General features: G+C 44.7%; 19 protein-coding genes. 14 read left to right on the top strand and 5 right to left on the bottom strand.

Annotation, left to right across the window (positions count from 1 at the left end; all coding sequences use genetic code 11):
* Window positions 1-69 precede the first annotated feature (69 nt).
* The 7 genes from AACR09_RS02475 (at window position 70) to AACR09_RS02505 (ending at window position 5,168) form a co-directional block, all read left to right on the top strand.
* Entirely contained in the window at window positions 70-726 is a 657-nt protein-coding gene (locus AACR09_RS02475) for a riboflavin synthase (RefSeq protein ID WP_193835968.1), read from the top strand.
* 108 nt (window positions 727-834) lie between these two features.
* Complete coding sequence (ribBA, locus tag AACR09_RS02480) at window positions 835-1,944, top strand: bifunctional 3,4-dihydroxy-2-butanone-4-phosphate synthase/GTP cyclohydrolase II (protein WP_004734397.1); 1,110 nt, start codon at window positions 835-837, stop codon at window positions 1,942-1,944.
* Window positions 1,945-2,224: 280 nt separating this feature from the next.
* On the top strand, window positions 2,225-2,695 hold the full coding sequence (ribH, locus tag AACR09_RS02485; RefSeq protein ID WP_004734398.1) for a 6,7-dimethyl-8-ribityllumazine synthase: 471 nt from the start codon (window positions 2,225-2,227) through the stop codon (window positions 2,693-2,695).
* Complete coding sequence (nusB, locus tag AACR09_RS02490; protein WP_004734399.1) at window positions 2,695-3,162, top strand: transcription antitermination factor NusB; 468 nt, start codon at window positions 2,695-2,697, stop codon at window positions 3,160-3,162. Before ribH ends, nusB begins: the two co-directional genes overlap by 1 nt.
* Before the next feature lie 115 nt (window positions 3,163-3,277).
* On the top strand, window positions 3,278-4,252 hold the full coding sequence (thiL, locus tag AACR09_RS02495) for a thiamine-phosphate kinase (RefSeq protein ID WP_004734400.1): 975 nt from the start codon (window positions 3,278-3,280) through the stop codon (window positions 4,250-4,252).
* A complete protein-coding gene (gene pgpA, locus AACR09_RS02500) occupies window positions 4,252-4,758 on the top strand; it encodes a phosphatidylglycerophosphatase A (protein WP_029222743.1) in 507 nt (168 codons plus the stop codon). The genes thiL and pgpA overlap by 1 nt, the downstream gene beginning before the upstream one ends.
* Window positions 4,759-4,808: 50 nt before the next feature.
* Complete coding sequence (locus AACR09_RS02505) at window positions 4,809-5,168, top strand: putative quinol monooxygenase (RefSeq protein WP_193835969.1); 360 nt, start codon at window positions 4,809-4,811, stop codon at window positions 5,166-5,168.
* 125 nt (window positions 5,169-5,293) lie between these two features.
* Here the strand turns inward: AACR09_RS02505 and dxs are convergent, their stop codons facing one another.
* From dxs to xseB, 3 genes are read right to left on the bottom strand one after another with little or no spacing between them, the layout of a single operon-like run.
* Complete coding sequence (gene dxs / locus AACR09_RS02510) at window positions 5,294-7,177, bottom strand: 1-deoxy-D-xylulose-5-phosphate synthase (RefSeq protein WP_193835970.1); 1,884 nt, start codon at window positions 7,175-7,177, stop codon at window positions 5,294-5,296.
* A gap of 21 nt (window positions 7,178-7,198) precedes the next feature.
* Entirely contained in the window at window positions 7,199-8,083 is an 885-nt protein-coding gene (ispA, locus tag AACR09_RS02515; protein ID WP_004734404.1) for a (2E,6E)-farnesyl diphosphate synthase, read from the bottom strand.
* A 20-nt stretch (window positions 8,084-8,103) separates the two neighbouring features.
* Window positions 8,104-8,346, bottom strand: a complete 243-nt coding sequence (xseB, locus tag AACR09_RS02520) for an exodeoxyribonuclease VII small subunit (protein WP_004734405.1) — start codon at window positions 8,344-8,346, stop codon at window positions 8,104-8,106.
* Window positions 8,347-8,644: 298 nt separating this feature from the next.
* Between xseB and pomA the strand changes: the two genes are divergently transcribed.
* The 7 genes from pomA to rlmM all read left to right on the top strand — a co-directional run bounded on the left by pomA (window position 8,645) and on the right by rlmM (window position 15,835).
* The gene (gene pomA / locus AACR09_RS02525) at window positions 8,645-9,409 is read left to right on the top strand and encodes a flagellar motor protein PomA (RefSeq protein WP_004734406.1); all 765 of its coding nucleotides are present in this window, start codon (window positions 8,645-8,647) and stop codon (window positions 9,407-9,409) included.
* Between the two features lie 12 nt (window positions 9,410-9,421).
* A complete protein-coding gene (locus tag AACR09_RS02530; RefSeq protein WP_004734407.1) occupies window positions 9,422-10,369 on the top strand; it encodes a flagellar motor protein MotB in 948 nt (315 codons plus the stop codon).
* Window positions 10,370-10,722: 353 nt separating this feature from the next.
* Window positions 10,723-12,171: a tRNA uracil 4-sulfurtransferase ThiI gene (gene thiI, locus AACR09_RS02535; RefSeq protein ID WP_004734408.1), complete on the top strand. Its 1,449-nt coding sequence runs from the start codon at window positions 10,723-10,725 to the stop codon at window positions 12,169-12,171.
* A gap of 663 nt (window positions 12,172-12,834) precedes the next feature.
* Complete coding sequence (locus AACR09_RS02540) at window positions 12,835-13,743, top strand: transcriptional regulator GcvA (RefSeq protein WP_017080068.1); 909 nt, start codon at window positions 12,835-12,837, stop codon at window positions 13,741-13,743.
* The gene (locus AACR09_RS02545) at window positions 13,736-14,359 is read left to right on the top strand and encodes an alpha/beta fold hydrolase (protein ID WP_193835971.1); all 624 of its coding nucleotides are present in this window, start codon (window positions 13,736-13,738) and stop codon (window positions 14,357-14,359) included. The genes AACR09_RS02540 and AACR09_RS02545 overlap by 8 nt, the downstream gene beginning before the upstream one ends.
* Window positions 14,349-14,747, top strand: a complete 399-nt coding sequence (locus AACR09_RS02550) for a DUF423 domain-containing protein (RefSeq protein ID WP_004734382.1) — start codon at window positions 14,349-14,351, stop codon at window positions 14,745-14,747. The genes AACR09_RS02545 and AACR09_RS02550 overlap by 11 nt, the downstream gene beginning before the upstream one ends.
* A complete protein-coding gene (gene rlmM, locus AACR09_RS02555; RefSeq protein ID WP_004734383.1) occupies window positions 14,744-15,835 on the top strand; it encodes a 23S rRNA (cytidine(2498)-2'-O)-methyltransferase RlmM in 1,092 nt (363 codons plus the stop codon). The genes AACR09_RS02550 and rlmM overlap by 4 nt, the downstream gene beginning before the upstream one ends.
* Before the next feature lie 61 nt (window positions 15,836-15,896).
* On the opposite strand, the gene AACR09_RS02560 is transcribed toward rlmM, so the two are convergent.
* Entirely contained in the window at window positions 15,897-16,658 is a 762-nt protein-coding gene (locus AACR09_RS02560) for a DNA/RNA non-specific endonuclease (protein ID WP_193835972.1), read from the bottom strand.
* A 161-nt stretch (window positions 16,659-16,819) separates the two neighbouring features.
* On the bottom strand, window positions 16,820-17,596 hold the full coding sequence (xni, locus tag AACR09_RS02565; protein WP_017080072.1) for a flap endonuclease Xni: 777 nt from the start codon (window positions 17,594-17,596) through the stop codon (window positions 16,820-16,822).
* Window positions 17,597-17,728: the final 132 nt, after the last annotated feature.

The raw sequence follows: 17,728 nt of genomic DNA on the forward strand, positions 1-17,728 counted from the left end.
TGACGAAACCACAGTAGAAATAGTTACTCCAACTGCATACGTGTTGTTGACAACAAAAAGAGTTTTAAAATGTTTACAGGAATTGTAGAAGCCGTAGGTACATTGAGTGCAATCACTCCCCGCGGAGAAGACATCACCGTAACGGTTAATGTTGGTAATCTTGATATGGCTGACGTTAAGTTAGGCGACAGTATCGCAACCAATGGTGTGTGTTTGACGGTTGTTGAGTATAACGACCACAGCTACAGTGCAGACCTTTCGTTTGAGACCCTGAAAAAAACGGGTTTTGTCGATTACCAAGCGGGCGACAAGGTCAACCTAGAGAAAGCAATGTTACCGACCACGCGTTTCGGTGGTCATATCGTATCGGGTCACGTTGATGGCGTGGGTGAGATTGTTGAGCGTAATCAAGTCGGTCGTGCGATTGAGTTCTGGGTAGAAATGCCTGCAGAGATCTCAAAGTACGTAGCTCAAAAAGGTTCAGTCACTGTTGATGGTATTAGCCTGACTGTGAATGATTTACGCAAGAATGCCTTTAAGTTGACTATCGTTCCTCACACCTCTTCAGAAACCACCATTGATCAATTCAATGTTGGTCGAAAAGTGAATCTAGAAGTCGATGTATTAGCGCGTTATATGGAGCGTCTACTGCAAGGCCAGCAGCAAGAGTCTGAGCCTGAATCTCGATTGACGATGGAATTCTTACAGCAGAATGGTTTTGCCTAATCGTTGATACAAAGTGTTTTAAGCGAGACTTTGTAAAGCGAAGCAATATCATCAGGTTTAAATAGTGTCGGTTCTAGGAAGCAGAACCATTTCAAAGGATATAGAACAATGCCAATTAGTACTCCTCAAGAAATTATTGAAGACATTCGCCTAGGAAAAATGGTTATCCTGATGGATGATGAAGATCGCGAGAATGAAGGCGATCTGATCATGGCAGCAGAACATGTCACGCCAGAAGCGATTAACTTCATGGCGATGTATGGCCGTGGCTTAATTTGCCTAACGTTGACCAAAGAGCGTTCAAATCGCATGGGTCTAGCGCCTATGGTTCAAGACAACAATGCTCAATACACGACGAACTTTACGGTTTCAATTGAAGCTGCTGAGGGCGTAACAACGGGTATTTCTGCATCAGACCGCGCTGTTACCGTTCAAGCGGCTGTGGCAAAAGATGCGAAAGCGGCTGACTTAGTTCAACCTGGTCATATCTTCCCACTGACAGCTCAAGAAGGTGGTGTTCTAACACGCGCAGGCCACACTGAAGCAGGCTGTGATTTAGCTCGTCTAGCAGGCTGTGAGCCAGCTTCGGTGATCGTTGAGATCCTAAATGACGACGGCACCATGGCACGTCGCCCTGATCTTGAAGTCTTCGCTGAAAAACACGATATCAAATTAGGCACTATTGCTGACTTGATTGAATACCGCAACAACACAGAAACGACGATTGAACGTGTAGCACAATGTCATTTGCCAACAGAGTTTGGTGACTTTGAGCTTGTGACTTACCGTGACACGATTGATAACCAGATCCACTACGCGATGCAAAAAGGCGACTTGTCTGTAGGCGCTCCTCTAGTACGTGTTCACCTGCATGACACGTTTACCGATTTACTTCACTCAGACCGTGGTACAGAGCGTAGCTGGTCACTAGATAAAGCGATGAAGCGCATTGGCGATGAAGGCGGTGTGTTGGTTATTCTTGGCAACGAAGAGTCGTCTGATTCTTTGATTCACAAAGTGAAGACATTCGAAGCGCAAGACAAGAACGAGCAGCCAACCATGGCGAAGAAGCAAGGTACCTCGCGTCGTGTTGGTGTCGGTTCTCAGATTCTTCAAGACCTAGGCGTACACGATATGCGTCTGCTTTCTTCAAGCACCAAGCGTTACCACGCATTGGGTGGTTTTGGTCTTAACGTTGTTGAGTATGTTTGCGAGTAAGTCGACATATCTCTGTTAATAGCAACATAATTTACCGATGATTCCAGTAGCTCTTTTGGTGATTAGTTTTGCCAAAAGAGCAAAGTAGTTAAGCCCGATTCAAAACGTGTGAAATACACGAGCTTGACTACTGGTTGCTCCTATATGGTTGAGAGCCGTGCTGCGTTATCATCTTTACATCTCCGGTGTCTGTTCTTCTAAATTAGCATTAGATATTGCTCACAGTTTTGTGCTAGAATCCGGCGATTCTCACTTGATGAAAATAGTTAAAGGAAGGCTTATGAAAGTGATCGAGGGTGGCTTCCCAGCGCCAAATGCAAAAATTGCTATCGTTATTGCTCGTTTCAACAGTTTTATTAACGAAAGTTTACTTTCTGGTGCAATCGATACTTTAAAGCGTCATGGACAAGTAAGCGAAGACAACATCACTGTTGTTCGTTGCCCTGGTGCAGTAGAGCTTCCACTTGTAGCGCAACGCGTTGCAAAAACAGGTAAGTTCGATGCGATTGTATCTCTTGGTACAGTAATCCGTGGCGGTACACCTCACTTTGACTATGTTTGTAGTGAATGTAATAAAGGTTTGGCACAAGTGTCTCTGGAATTTTCTCTTCCAGTAGCGTTTGGTGTTCTTACTGTTGATACGATCGATCAAGCTATTGAACGCGCAGGAACCAAGGCTGGTAATAAGGGTGCAGAAGCCGCACTTAGCGCACTTGAGATGATCAACGTTCTTTCTGAAATCGATTCCTAATGGGGGCCAGTGTGAAACCAGCCGCACGTCGTAACGCACGTCAATTTGCTCTACAAGCAATTTATTCTTGGCAAATTACTAAAGAAAATATTGCTACCGTTGAAGAACAGTTCTTATCTGGTGGTAAGTATGATGAAGAAGAGCATCATGCCGCAGAACCTGCTCTAGCTATGCCAGAAACAGACGTTGCATACTTCCGCGACTTACTAACTGGTGTTGCTCTTAGCCACATGGAACTTGATAGCAAGCTTCGTCCATTCGTATCTCGCCCTATGCAAGATCTGGATTTGATGGAACTAGCGCTTCTACGTTTAGCTATGTACGAGATGACTCGTCGCGAAGATGTACCATACAAAGTGGTTATCAACGAAGCTATCGAGCTTGCAAAAGTATTTGCAGCAGAAGACAGCCATAAGTTTGTTAACGGTGTGCTTGATAAAGCTGCACCACACGTTCGTAAGAAATAAGACGTTCGTATATTGAATCTAAAGGTCAGCTTTTATGCTGGCCTTTTTTGTAACTAAATTTCTGTAATCTCAATAATTACGGTGATTTGTATGAAGACTAAAGATAGGGCATGTGATGTCTGGCGAATTTAACCTGATTGAAAAATATTTTGTAAATCGACAACCACAACGTAAAGACGTACATCTGGCTGCTGGCGATGACTGTGCTTTGGTCAAAGCGCCGGGCAATGTTGAGATAGCGATCAGTACGGACACCTTAGTGGCGGGCACTCACTTCCTAGCGGAAGCAAACCCAGCTTGGGTGGCACACAAAGCCTTGGCTTCGAACATCAGTGATCTTGCGGCTATGGGCGCGACACCTGCTTGGGTTTCATTTGCGTTAACTATGCCAGAAGTCGATGAAGAATGGCTTGCTCCCTTCTGTGATTCCTTCTTCAAGCTCGCTGACTACTTTGGTATTCAGTTAATTGGTGGTGACACAACCAAGGGGCCACTAAGTCTGACATTGACTGTACAAGGCTTTGTACCAGAAGGTCGAGCACTGCGTAGAGATGGCGCTAAAGTGGGCGACTGGATTTACGTCACGGGTAACCTAGGTGATAGCAAAGCCGGCCTAGAGGTGATATTAGACCCTGAACAGAACAAAGTTAAACCTTATGCTCTTGAGCTTGAAGAAAGGCACTATATGAGCGTTCCTCGAGTATTGGCTGGTCAAGCGCTCGTGAACCTTGCTTCGTCTGCTATTGATATCTCTGACGGTGTTATTGCTGATTTAAAACATATCCTTAAGCGTTCTCAGGTTGGTGCGAGCATTGATGTGAGTACGCTGCCAATTTCTCCAGAACTACGTCAGTTTGCATCCGATATTGCTTCGGCTCAACAGTATGCGTTGACCAGTGGTGAAGAGTACGAACTGTGCTTTACTGTGCCGGAAGAGAATAAAGGCTCATTGGAAAGTGCTTTGTCACACACTGGAACAAAAGTCACCTGCATTGGCCAGATAAGACCTGTAGAATATTTTGAATTACACAATAATGGTGAACCACTGAGTTGGAACTTAACTGGTTACGATCACTTTAAGGTTAATTGATGACAAACCCACTTTCTCTTATTTCTCTTAAAAATCCTTGGCACTTATTGGCAACGGGTTTTGGTAGTGGCTTATCGCCGATTATTCCCGGCACCATGGGCACGCTTGCGTCGATCCCATTTTATCTATTGCTGGTTCAGTTACCTTTCCCTATTTATGTCATTCTTGTGGTTGTGAGCTGCATTATTGGTATCAAAATATGCCAAGTGACGTCTGATGACATGGGCGTGCACGATCACGGCTCTATTGTATGGGATGAGTTTGCGGGCTTTTGGATCACCATGGGCCTAGTGCCGTTGTTGGGTATTCCTGTTAATGATTGGAAATGGCTATTCGCTGGCTTTGTTCTGTTTCGTTTTTTCGATATGGTAAAGCCTTGGCCGATTGGTTGGTTAGACAAGCGAGTTCACGGCGGCTTAGGTATCATGATTGATGATATCGTGGCGGGTATTATGGCGGCGATTTCGCTGTATGCAGTGGCTCATTTTTCAGGTTGGCTCGTTTAAGAATCAATATCCAAATAACGAACAATAATAGATAAAAACAAGGAATTACAATGTCTAAGAAGGTTTACTGTGTTGCTCAATTTCAGCCTAAAGAAGGCAAATTGAACGAGTTGTTTGAAGTTCTGAAATCACTAGAGCCAAACACAATGCGTGAAGACGGTTGTATCCAATATACAGTGACTCGTCACATTCAGAGCCCATTAGCAGAGGGTGAGAGTTTCCCTATTGCATTCAATGAGATCTGGGCGGACAACGAAGCATTCGAAGCACACTGTCAACGTCGTGAGATTCAACAGTTCTTCCAAGAGCAGTGTGTTGAAGAGACAGGCTTAGTTGAGAACTTCAACGTTGCTATCTACTCTGACGAACCAGAGAACTATGACGCACCTGTGCTTAAGCCTTGTTGCTAAGCAGGCTTAATTGCTAATAACTAACAGCTAAACAACGAATAGTTTATCAGTTAGCAGATACTAAAAAGGTTGACCCTAGGGCCAACCTTTTTTGTTTTGTCGCTTATGCTGTTTGCTTGTGAAAGCTATTTGGCAAGGTAGTCTGAGATAGACTTCTCAATACCTTTCGCATCTAAGCCAAGCTCTTCATGCAGCTCACCTTGAGTACCTTGAGCAATAAACTTGTCAGGTAGGCCAAGGTTTAACACAGGGATTAGCAGCTTCTCTTGCATCAAGAATTCAATCACACCCGCACCCGCACCACCTGCAATCGCGTTTTCTTCGATAGTCACTAGTACATCGTGGTCAGCAGCAAGTTGCTTGATCAGAGCTTCATCTAGCGGTTTCACAAAGCGCATGTCTGCAACTGTCGCATCGATAGCGTCTGCGGTTTGAAGTGCACTTTCAAGGAAAGTACCAAAGCTCAGAATAGCGACTTTCGAGCCACCTTTTACTTTTGCACTTTCGCGAACGATACGGCCTTTACCAATCTCTAGCGCAGTAAACTCACTTTGAATCTCTGTACCCATGCCATTACCACGAGGGTAACGAACGGCACTTGGGCCTGTGTGCTGGTGGCCAGTGTATAGCATTTGGCGACATTCGTTTTCGTCGCTTGGTGCCATGATCACCATGTTTGGAATGCAGCGCATAAAGCTTAAGTCGAACGCACCTTGGTGTGTTTGACCATCGGCACCGACAAGACCTGCACGGTCAATAGCGAACATAACCGGTAGATCCATGATTGCAACATCGTGGATCAGTTGATCGTAGCCACGTTGTAGGAAAGTTGAGTAGATAGCCACAATCGGTTTATCACCCGCAATCGCCATACCAGTTGCTAGTGTCACAGCGTGTTGCTCAGCAATTGCTACATCGAAGTACTGTTCTGGATACTCTTTCGAGAAACGCACCATACCAGAACCTTCACGCATTGCTGGCGTTATCGCCATTAGCTTAGGATCTTGAGCGGCCATATCACACAGGAAGTCGCCAAAAATCTTAGAGAAAGTTGGTTTAGAGCTGGTGCTCTTAGGCAGACTTGAATGTGCAGGATCGAATTTCGGTACGCCATGGTAGCCAATTGGATCTTTCTCAGCTGGCTCGTAGCCTTTGCCTTTCTTGGTCATGATATGCAGGAACTGAGGGCCTTTAAGATCTCTCATGTTCTTCAGCGTTTTAATCAGCTCATTGACATCGTGACCATCAATTGGACCAATGTAGTTAAAACCTAACTCTTCAAACATGGTGCCAGGGACAACCATGCCTTTTAAATGTTCTTCTGTACGACGAACGAGCTCTTTAATTGGAGGAACGCCTGATAGCACTTTCTTACCACCCTCACGAATTGACGTGTAAAGACTGCCAGAAAGAACTTGAGCGAGGTGGTTGTTTAGAGCACCGACGTTTTCAGAGATCGACATCTCGTTATCGTTAAGGATAACCAGCATGTCATTGTGAATATCGCCCGCGTGGTTCATGGCTTCGAAGGCCATACCTGCGGTAATCGCGCCATCACCAATCACACTCACGACTTTACGGTTCTTACCTTCTTTCTTCGCACTGATCGCCATACCAAGTCCGGCGCTGATCGATGTTGAAGAGTGACCAACAGATAGGGTGTCGTATTCGCTCTCTTGACGCCATGGGAATGGGTGCAGTCCATCTTTTTGACGGATAGTCGACAAGCGGTCGCGACGACCCGTAAGAATCTTGTGTGGATAGGCTTGGTGGCCAACATCCCAAACCAATTGGTCAAAAGGCGTGTTGTACACATAGTGCAGAGCAACGGTTAGCTCTACTGTACCTAAGCCTGACGCTAAGTGACCACTTGACTGGCTCACCGAGTTAAGAAGATAGGTACGTAATTCATCACAAAGCTGTGTAAGCGTCTCTTTTGGAAGTAGACGCAAATCCTCTGGCTTATCAGCCAAAGCAAGAGTTGGGTACTTTGATATATCAAGAGTCATAGGTAATGCGCGCTTATTGTCTTAGTTCTTGCGCTCGATGACGTATCGGGCGAACTCTTCGAGTGACTGGGTATTGTATGGGATTGCAGCCAAAGCTTGAAGCGCTTCCTGTAGCAGAGTTTGCGCTTTTTCTTGAGCGCCCTCTAAACCTAACAAAGAAGGGTAGGTGCTTTTGTTCAAATCTTGGTCAGAGCCCTGTGGTTTACCCAAAGTTTCGGTATCGCTAATGATATCTAAAATATCATCCTGAACTTGGAAGGCTAACCCGATTGCATCGGCGTACTTATCTAATTGAGGCATTACTTCAAACGCTTTTTCGCCAGCAGCCAGAGCACCTAAACGAATCGCACTCTTCATTAGAGCGCCAGTCTTGTTACGGTGAACTTCTTCTAACTCTTCTAGCGTGACCGAGCGGTTTTCAGCTTCAATATCAAGAGCTTGTCCAATGCACATACCTTGTGCACCAGATGCTTCTGCTAGGCGTTGAATCATTCGAACGCGATTGCTTTCCCCGTCAGCACTTAATGTGCCTTCCGCAAGTATAGTAAACGCGAGAGTTTGTAGGGCATCGCCAGTTAAAATTGCCGTTGCTTCATCGTATTTGATGTGACAAGTCTGATGGCCACGACGAAGTTCATCGTCATCCATTGCTGGAAGGTCGTCGTGAATCAGAGAATAGGCATGAATACATTCGATTGCTGAAGCTGGAGTATCGAGTTCTTCAGCGGTACAGCCGAGCATTTCCCCTGTAATGTAGACAAGAAATGGACGTGCGCGTTTGCCGCCTAAAAGTAACCCATAACGCATCGCGTTGATAAGGTTCTGATTTTGGTGTGGCAGGCGATCAAGCCAAAGGTTCAGTTGCTCGTTATTACGTGCTTGATAAGACAATAAAGTCTCGATCATAGGGGATCTCATACAATTCGTTATTCTGGTTGTGGGTTAAAGTCACTAAGTTCTGCATTTTCATCATTTTGCAGTAAGATGCTAACACGCTGTTCAGCATCGTTTAGTTTACTTTGACCAGCACGAGCGAGGGAGATGCCTCGTTCGAACTTTTTCAGCGCATCATCTAAAGCTAGATCACCATTTTCTAGTTGATCAACCAAGCCATCAAGCTCTTCGATAGCCGCTTCAAAGCTCATATTTTCAGGTTTCTTAGTAGCCATAATAAATCTGCGTTTGGAAATATGAACGAACGTTACCCTAGGCCGCTGAGATGGTCAAATGTAACCAAGAAATTTTGCTAGAAAGTTCGTTTTTAAGGGGCTTGAACTCACTTTGGTTGAATAACCTTAGCTTTATCGAGTTTATGCGCTAAGGATAAGAGCAATGTAAGCCAATAATTGTGATTCAAAAACGAAAAGTGTGATATTTAGGCCAAGAATTTACTAAAAGATCTTATAGTCTGGCCGATAAAAAGATTATCGTCGACGTAGAGCTACAAAAAAGCATGAGGAGTGCTCAGTGGATTTAGCAACCCTAATAGGTTTGATTGGTGGATTTGCCTTTGTAATCATGGCAATGATCCTAGGTGGAAGCCTCGGGATGTTCTATGACACGACATCCATTTTGATCGTGGTGGGTGGTTCAACGTTTGTTGTTCTAATGAAGTTCACCATGGGACAATTCTTTGGAGCAACCAAAATCGCTGGCAAAGCATTTATGTTTAAGGCCGATGAGCCTGAAGATCTTATCGCTAAAGTGGTAGAGATGGCGGATGCAGCACGTAAAGGTGGCTTCTTGGCACTTGAAGAAATGGAAATCAGCAACAGTTTCATGCAAAAGGGCATCGACCTATTGGTAGATGGCCATGATGGAGATGTGGTGCGTGCTGCACTGCAAAAAGACATCGCATTAACCACAGAGCGTCATGAGCAGGGCGCGAAGGTGTTCTCTGCATTTGGTGATGTAGCACCCGCGATGGGTATGATTGGTACCTTGGTTGGCTTGGTTGCCATGCTTTCTAACATGGATGATCCAAAAGCGATCGGCCCTGCGATGGCGGTAGCACTTTTAACGACCCTGTACGGTGCAATTCTTTCGAACATGGTGTTCTTCCCAATTGCGGACAAGCTTGCGCTGCGTCGTGACCAAGAGACACTCAACCGTCGTTTGGTTATGGATGGTGTATTAGCGATTCAAGATGGTCAGAACCCACGAGTTATCGATGGTTACCTCAAGAGCTACCTCAATGAAGGTAAGCGCACGATTGATGGTGAACCCGCGTAAGAGGATTTGAAGATGGATGAAGAAAATCCATGTAAATGTCCTCCTCCGGGGTTACCTCAATGGATGGGGACATTTGCTGACTTGATGTCACTGCTGATGTGTTTCTTCGTACTGCTGCTCTCATTCTCTGAGATGGACGTACTGAAGTTCAAACAGATCGCTGGCTCGATGAAATTTGCGTTTGGTGTACAAAACCGCTTGGAAGTGAAAGATATTCCTAAAGGTACTAGCATCATTGCGCAAGAGTTTCGCCCTGGTCGCCCAGAGCCGACTCCTATCGATGTGATCATGCAGCAGACCATTGATATTACGCAGCAAACGCTTGAGTTTCATGAAGGTGAATCTGAGCGTGCTGGCGGCACAATGCGTGACCAAGGCAAGATGACGGGAGGCAAGTCGCCAGAGGTTTCAACTCACGACAATCAAAATTCTGAGTCAGACCAACAGCAACAGCAAGCTGAAGCTCAATCGCAAGAGATGGAAACCTTGATGGAAAGTATCAAGAAAGCGTTGGAGCGAGAGATCGACCAAGGCGCGATTGAGGTGGAAAACCTTGGCCAGCAGATTGTGATTCGAATTCGTGAGAAAGGCGCGTTCCCGTCGGGTTCTGCTTTCCTACAACCTAAGTTTCGACCATTGGTTAGACAGGTGGCTGAATTGGTAAAAGATGTACCAGGTATTGTTCGTATTTCTGGCCACACCGATAATCAGAGACTTGATTCAGAGCTTTATCGTTCTAATTGGGACTTATCATCGCAGCGTGCGGTGTCTGTGGCTCAAGAGATGGAAAAGGTGCGTGGCTTCTCTCATCAACGCTTGAGAGTGCGCGGTATGGCCGATACCGAGCCTGTTGAACCCAATGATACAGAATGGCAGCGTAGCCTCAACCGCCGTGTTGAAATCAGCATTATGCAGGGTGAGCCGCTTTACAGTGATGAAGTGCCTGTTATTGGTCAGTAGTAGGCAGAGAGACAGCGATTAGTCTCAGATGCACATACATTAGATATACATACGTTAGTCAGCAGATAGCATCGAAAGCCCAACCTTATGATGAGGTTGGGCTTTTTGTTTTCTGGTCTTCAATGATGCTCTCAGCGGTATTTATGTCGTTTTGAAACCTGCTACTTTTAATAACAGGCGGTTTAATTATCGGGTTAAAGCAACCACTCTTTTCCTTGCTTCACTTTCTCATGTATAATTCGCGCCCTTAGATTTAATATTGATCTATTATTGCTTCAATAACTATGTGAAATGACCTTTTACGTGGTGATGAACCTACTAAAATTTGTGAACCTTATTGGCGTGAAAGTACTATGAAATTTATTGTTAAGCCTCATCCGGAAATTTTTATTAAAAGTGAATCGGTGCGTAAGCGCTTCACAAAGATTCTAGAACGTAATATTCGTACTATTCTTCAGCGTCGTACTGAGTCTGTGGCTGTCTTCAACCGCCGTGACTACATTGAAGTGACGTCTGAGAGCGACAAGTACTTTAAAGAAACACTCGAAGTATTGACGCAAACTCCGGGCATTCATCACTCCCTTGAGGTTCAGCAATCAGAATTTAAAGACCTGCACAATATTTACGAGCAAGTTCTTGAACGAAGCGGTGCTCTTATTGAAGGCAAGACTTTCTCTGTTCGAGCCAAGCGTCGTGGTAAACATGACTTTACTTCTATTGAGCTAGAACGCTACGTAGGTGGTGGTTTAAACCAAGCGGTTGAATCAGCAAAAGTAAAACTGAAAAATCCAGATATTACCGTTAAAGTTGAAGTCGAGAACGAAAAGCTAAACCAAGTTATTGAACGTCATAAAGGCCTAGGCGGATTCCCTCTAGGTACTCAAGAAGATCTATTGAGCTTGATCTCTGGCGGTTTCGATTCTGGCGTTTCAAGCTACTTACACATCAAACGTGGTTCTAAAGTGCATTACTGCTTCTTTAACCTAGGTGGCCCAGCGCACGAAATTGGTGTTAAACAAGTTTCTCACTATCTATGGGATAAATACGGCTCATCGGCAAAGGTGAAGTTCATCTCTATCGATTTTGAACCGGTAGTCGCAGAGATTCTTGAGAACGTTGAAGATGGCCAAATGGGCGTGGTTCTTAAGCGTATGTTCATGCGTGCTGGTGGTATGGTTGCAGAACGCTTCGGTATCGAAGCCCTAGTAACCGGTGAAGCATTAGGTCAGGTTTCTAGCCAAACGCTAACTAACCTTCGCCACATTGACAACGTGACCGATACTTTGATCCTTCGTCCGCTTATTAACTGGGACAAAGAAGACATCATCGACCTGTCTCGTAAGATTGGCACCGAAGACTTCGCGAAAGTAATGCCTGAGTACTGTGGTGTTATTTCTAAGAAGCCAACAGTGAAAGCGAAGAAAGGCAAATTAGAAGCAGAAGAAGCTAAGTTTAACTTTGAAGTGCTGGAGCAAGTGATCGAGAACGCTCGAGTTATGGATATCCGTGACATCGAGAAAGAGAGCCAAGAGCAAGCGCCGGAAGTTGAACAAGTTCAAGCTGTTGCTGAGCACGCTATCGTTCTTGATATCCGTAGCCCAGACGAAGAAGACGAAAGCCCACTAGAGATCGATGGTGTTGAAATTAAACATATCCCGTTCTTCAAGCTTTCGACTCAGTTTGGTGACTTGGACCAAGCAAAAGAGTACTTGCTATACTGTGACCGTGGTGTAATGAGCCGTCTACAGGCGCTTTATCTAAAAGAGCAAGGCTTCCATAACGTGAAGGTTTACCGCCCATAGTGGTATAGAGTAGCCGAATATTTTGCAAAGCCGTTTACTGAAAAGTAAGCGGCTTTTTTATTTTCTATTGTGAATGTTTTACAGTAGGCAGTAAGAGGCGCGAGTTTGTCGAGTTATCATCATGCTCTGTCTTGAGATTCTGAGATTGAAATGATGGGGTTTAAGTTGGCTTGTAGGTGACCGAAGAAGTGTGAGTATCTGAGGAACTCTGTTACTTTTTAGTGCTATTCAATGGTTCTATTTGTATGTGTTCAGTTGATTATTTGAGTGGGTGTCTAATTCTGTGATTAACGATGAAAAATAACAAAGATTAATTAGCACAGCTATTGATAAACTTGTTGTTATTTTTCTTTGCACATAAAAAAACACCGCCCATAAGGCGGTGTAAACAAATTTGACAGACAGGTCAAAATAAATACAGGAAGTACATGTCTCGTTTCAGTATAGAACTGCAACAAAACATTTGGTAGAACTCTACCCAACTCGAAAAGAACGAGTTTGCAAACACAACATCGCAGGAGCTAAACCAATTGATTCTAGAGAGAATCAAGCCGTTCAGGCTAGCTGCTGCGGGATGAAATATAGAATTTCTCTGGCCGCTAGGCAATGGACAAATTATAATGTTTCAGATAAAAAAAACTAATGCTTATTTAGAGAGTACCTATGTCTCGTCGATTACCCCCATTAAACTCGCTAAGAGTGTTTGAAGCAGCTGCTCGACACTTGAGTTTTACGCGCGCTGCAGAAGAGTTGTTTGTTACTCAAGCTGCAGTGAGTCATCAGATTAAAGCGCTTGAAGAATTCTTGTCTTTGAAGCTGTTTCGTCGAAGAAATCGCTCTTTGCTGCTGACTGAAGAAGGTCAGAGCTACTTCTTAGACATCAAAGATATTTTTACATCACTGGCTGAAGCGACGGATAAAGTGCTTGAGCGAAGTGAGAAGGGCGCATTGACCATCAGCTTACCGCCAAGCTTTGCCATTCAATGGTTAGTGCCAAGGCTTGCAGACTTTAATCAGCAAGAACCCGATATCGACGTACGAATTAAAGCCGTTGATATGGATGAAGGCTCGCTGACCGATGACGTAGACGTAGCTATTTATTATGGTCGAGGCAATTGGTCGGGGCTTAGAGCCGATAAGCTTTATCAAGAATACTTGATCCCTCTTTGCTCACCTTCAGTGTTGCTTGGTACCAAACCATTAGAATCTCTAAGCGATTTAGCATGTCATACGCTATTACATGATACTTCTCGAAAGGATTGGAAGCAGTTCGCTAAGCAAAATGGCATCGATGGGGTAAACGTCAATCACGGTCCTATCTTTAGTCACTCAACCATGGTGTTGCAGGCAGCAGCTCACGGCCAAGGCATTGCACTGGGTAACAACGTGTTGGCGCAACCTGAAATCGAAGCGGGTCGTTTGATTGCGCCTTTTGACGAAGTGTTGGTGAGCAAGAATGCCTTCTATGTGGTTTGTCATGAGAAACAAGCCGATATGGGCCGTATCGCCACCTTCCGCGATTGGATGCTGGCGAAAGCGCAAAGTGAACAAGAGGATTTACTCGATGAATAACGTCATCATTGACGGTGAACATAATCCAATCACCTTTATCTTTGCACATGGTGCTGGCGCAGGTATGGATCATGAATTCATGCAGTCGGTGGCAAAAGGGTTAGCCTTTAAAGGGATACGAGTGATTCGTTTTAATTTCCCTTACATGATTAAACGTGCTGAAGATGGCAAGCGTCGTCCACCTGACAGAGCCCCTAAGCTGCTTGAAGCTTACCAAGACATCATTAAGCAGTGTGATGCCGATAAGCTTGTGATTGGCGGTAAATCGATGGGAGGGCGTATGGCGAGCCATTTGTCTGAAGTTGATAAGGTGGCAGCGATGGCCTGTTTAGGCTTTCCTTTCCACCCTCCAGGTAAGCCAGAGAAGTACAAAGGTGAGCACTTAGCTGAGTTACAAAAGCCATGTCTTATTTTGCAGGGTGAGCGCGATACCTTTGGTAAGCGTGAAGAGTTTGCTGATTTCGACCTGTCGGATTCTATTCGTGTTGAATTTATCCCAGACGGTGATCACAGCTTTAAGCCTCGTAAGAGCTCTGGTTACACAGAGCAGCAGAATATTGCCTTAACCGTTGAGAAGCTGTCAGCGTTTATCAAAGAGGTACTCAATGAGAAGTAAGTATTTACTCACGTTTGCAGGTATCTCTGGTGCGATTGCTGTGATGCTTGGTGCCTTCGCGGCTCACGGGTTGAAAGCTATCTTGCCAGAATATCTGCTAGGCGTGTTTGAGACGGGTGTTCAGTATCAGTTTATCCATACTTTAGCGATATTGGCGTGTGGCGCTCTGCTGCAGATGAAACTTGGCGCTAAATCACAAAAATATTTTTTCATTGCGGCAATTTGCTTTATCATCGGCATCCTTTGTTTTAGTGGCAGCCTTTATGGCTTGGCACTGACAGGAATAAAATGGTTTGGCCCTATCACTCCGTTTGGTGGTCTACTATTTATCATTGGTTGGGGAGTCTTCTCCTTCGCTGCTTTGAATATAAAAGAGGTAACTCAGTGAAACACGTACTACTTTATTGTCGCTCTGGTTTTGAAAAAGAATGTGCTGGCGAAATTCAAGACAAGGCAACACAACTGGAAGTGTTTGGTTTTCCTCGCTTAAAGAACAATACAGGCTTTGTATTGTTTGAATGTTATCAAGCAGGCGAAGCCGATAAATTGGTTAAAGAGATCGACTTCCAATCGCTGATCTTTGCTCGTCAAATGATCGCGGTAGCCGCTGAAATCAAAGATCTTCCGACTGATGATCGTATCTCTCCAATTCTTGAGGCGCTTTCTGAGAAAGAAGGTTTCCCACGTTGTGGCGATATCCGTATTGAAACGCCAGACACCAATGAAGCGAAAGAGCTTTTGAAGTTCTGCCGTAAGTTTACCGTGCCAATGCGTCAAGCTATGCGTGGTAAAGGTCTGATGACAGCGAAAGACAATGTTAAGAAGCCTGTGCTTCACTTATGTTTTATCGCTCCGGGTCATTGCTTGGTCGGTTACTCATACCCAACCAACAACTCACAGTTCTTTATGGGTATTCCTCGTTTGAAGTTCCCATCAGATGCGCCAAGCCGTTCTACATTGAAGCTAGAAGAAGCGTTCCACGTATTCATCCCTCGTGATGAGTGGGATGAGCGTCTTGCTCCAGGTATGTGGGGCGTAGATTTAGGTGCGTGTCCAGGTGGTTGGACTTACCAACTGGTTAAGCGTTCTATGTTCGTTCACTGTGTTGACAACGGCATGATGGCGGACAGCCTAATGGAAACGGGTCAAATCAAGCACCATATGGTAGATGGCTTTAAATTTGAACCTGACCGTAAGAACGTGACTTGGATTATCTGTGACATGGTTGAGAAGCCAGCTCGTGTTGCTCACTTAATGGGTGAGTGGATCATCAAAGGCTGGGCGAAAGAAGCACTGTTCAACCTTAAACTGCCAATGAAAGGCCGTTACGATGAAGTACTGCAGGATATCGAGAACCTGAAACAGTTCCTGATTGATAACAAAGTTAAATTCAAGATGCAGGCGAAGCACCTTTACCACGATCGCGAAGAGATCACGGTTCATATTCAGTCGCTTTCGAATATCTCGCCGTACTAATACGCGGTTAATGAACATACAAAACGCTCCTCATAAGGAGCGTTTTTTTGTTATGAGAGGTTTACTCTGAGGTAGGCCACATTTCCCAAAGCATTGCTTCCATATTACTTTCGACATCATCGCTAGTGTTTGAGAAGAAATCCAAGTTAGTGCGGGCTTCTACTTCATCAATGGTTGTGACAAAGCTTTCGAGTTCACTGCTTGATACATCACGGTGCGGCACAATAAAAGCAATCGCATCGTTGTAATACGGGTCGAGAATCACTTTGTAGAATGCACTTGGAATCATAACGCCATTGCCAATAAAGGTTTCATTCCCGTCATAAATAGGGCCTGTCACCACATAGAGCTCTTGATATTCATTGGCAAGGTCACGTACATGCTCTTCTAGCAATCGCCAACCAACTCGATTAAACCCTGGAAGCTGTGGTGACATATTGCTTAGTAAGAAACTTTCTTGCATCGATATTTCGCTGAAGTCCATTGCTGCAGACGGAGCAAGGTGGCCACGGTCATAACCGGATTTGGAGTAGTCGCTTAGTGTTGATTGGGCGTATTCGGGGAGTTCTGAATCGGCTTTAAAGCGGTTACTTCGTTTGAACTGTCCATTGACGCTTTCTGCGGTGACATGATAGGCGACCCAATCAGCATTCTTCATGGAATAGTTGTAGCCAATGGCATAACCGGTTCGACAAAGCATTTGATCAGAGGATTCTGAAGGCAAACCTTTGACTAGGTGTTCACCACAGGCTTCGGTTGCGACAACAAGAGGCGCGATATTAAGTAAGAGGGTAGTTAATGATAGTAATAGTATGTTTTTCATTGTGTTTCTCCTTATTGGAGCAATGAAATTAAATACTTATATCAATAAGACTGTGATGAAGGCTAGATGTTAATCAATACTCGATAAGGTATTGATTAACATTATGATTAGGTTGTGAATGTAACGGAGAACACAACAGAAAAGATGAACATCCAGAAGTGTTAAGTTTGGCTGCCAGAGAAGCGAATATCTTGAAGATTGAAGCCCAAATCGATGTCTGTTTTGAGTGCTGAAACGAGCTTGCATACACGAGCCGATTCAATATGCTCATCGAATTTCTTGCGATACTTTTTCGGTAAGTCTTCAGCTAGGAATGCCGTTTCTATATCTGGATACGTTGTTAATATCTCTTTGGCCGCTTTTGGTCCAACTCCAGGAATCCCCGGCACTTGGCTTGAGCTAACGCCCGTTAATCCCCAGTAATCTGCGAGCTGTTCAGGTTTTACGCCAAATTCCGCTTCGATAAAGGGTTTATCTAACCAACGGTGCTGAAAGTAATCACGGATCTGTAGCGTTGGTGATAACAGTTGGCAGTAGCCCTTATCCGTCGAGATGATGGTGACCGTTTCTCCGTGATCGGCCACTTTCTTAGCGAGCGTAGCGACTAGATCATCCGCTTCATCACCATCAGATAGCAGTGAATCGATCCCTAATTCCCACCAAGCTTGTTGGATAGCATCAAGGCCTTTCATTAATGGTTCAGGCATCGGCTTGCGGTTTTGCTTGTAGGCAGGAAGGACTTCAGCGCGCCAGCCTCGATCTTGTAAATGATGATCAAATACTGCAATGATATGGGTTGGCTTTGATTCTTTTAGGATGCGATTAAGCGTACGAGCAGTAGTGGTGATGGTTCTTGCAATATCGGTTGGGTCCGGCTGAACAGAGTGAACGCGTCGGATGAGATTCAAAGCATCGATAATAACAAGATGGATAGACATAAGTTTCCACTAAATAGGCAATAAATAAGGGGCTGCTAGCCCCTTATAGTAACGTATCACTTAGTGAGTTGAAACGTTGGTGACGTAAACGTCATGACTTGTTTAGCTTTATGCTTATGGCCTGTTATCAAT

This window comes from Vibrio sp. OPT20 (genome assembly GCF_963889365.1).
Classification (GTDB): Bacteria; Pseudomonadota; Gammaproteobacteria; order Enterobacterales; family Vibrionaceae; genus Vibrio; species Vibrio splendidus.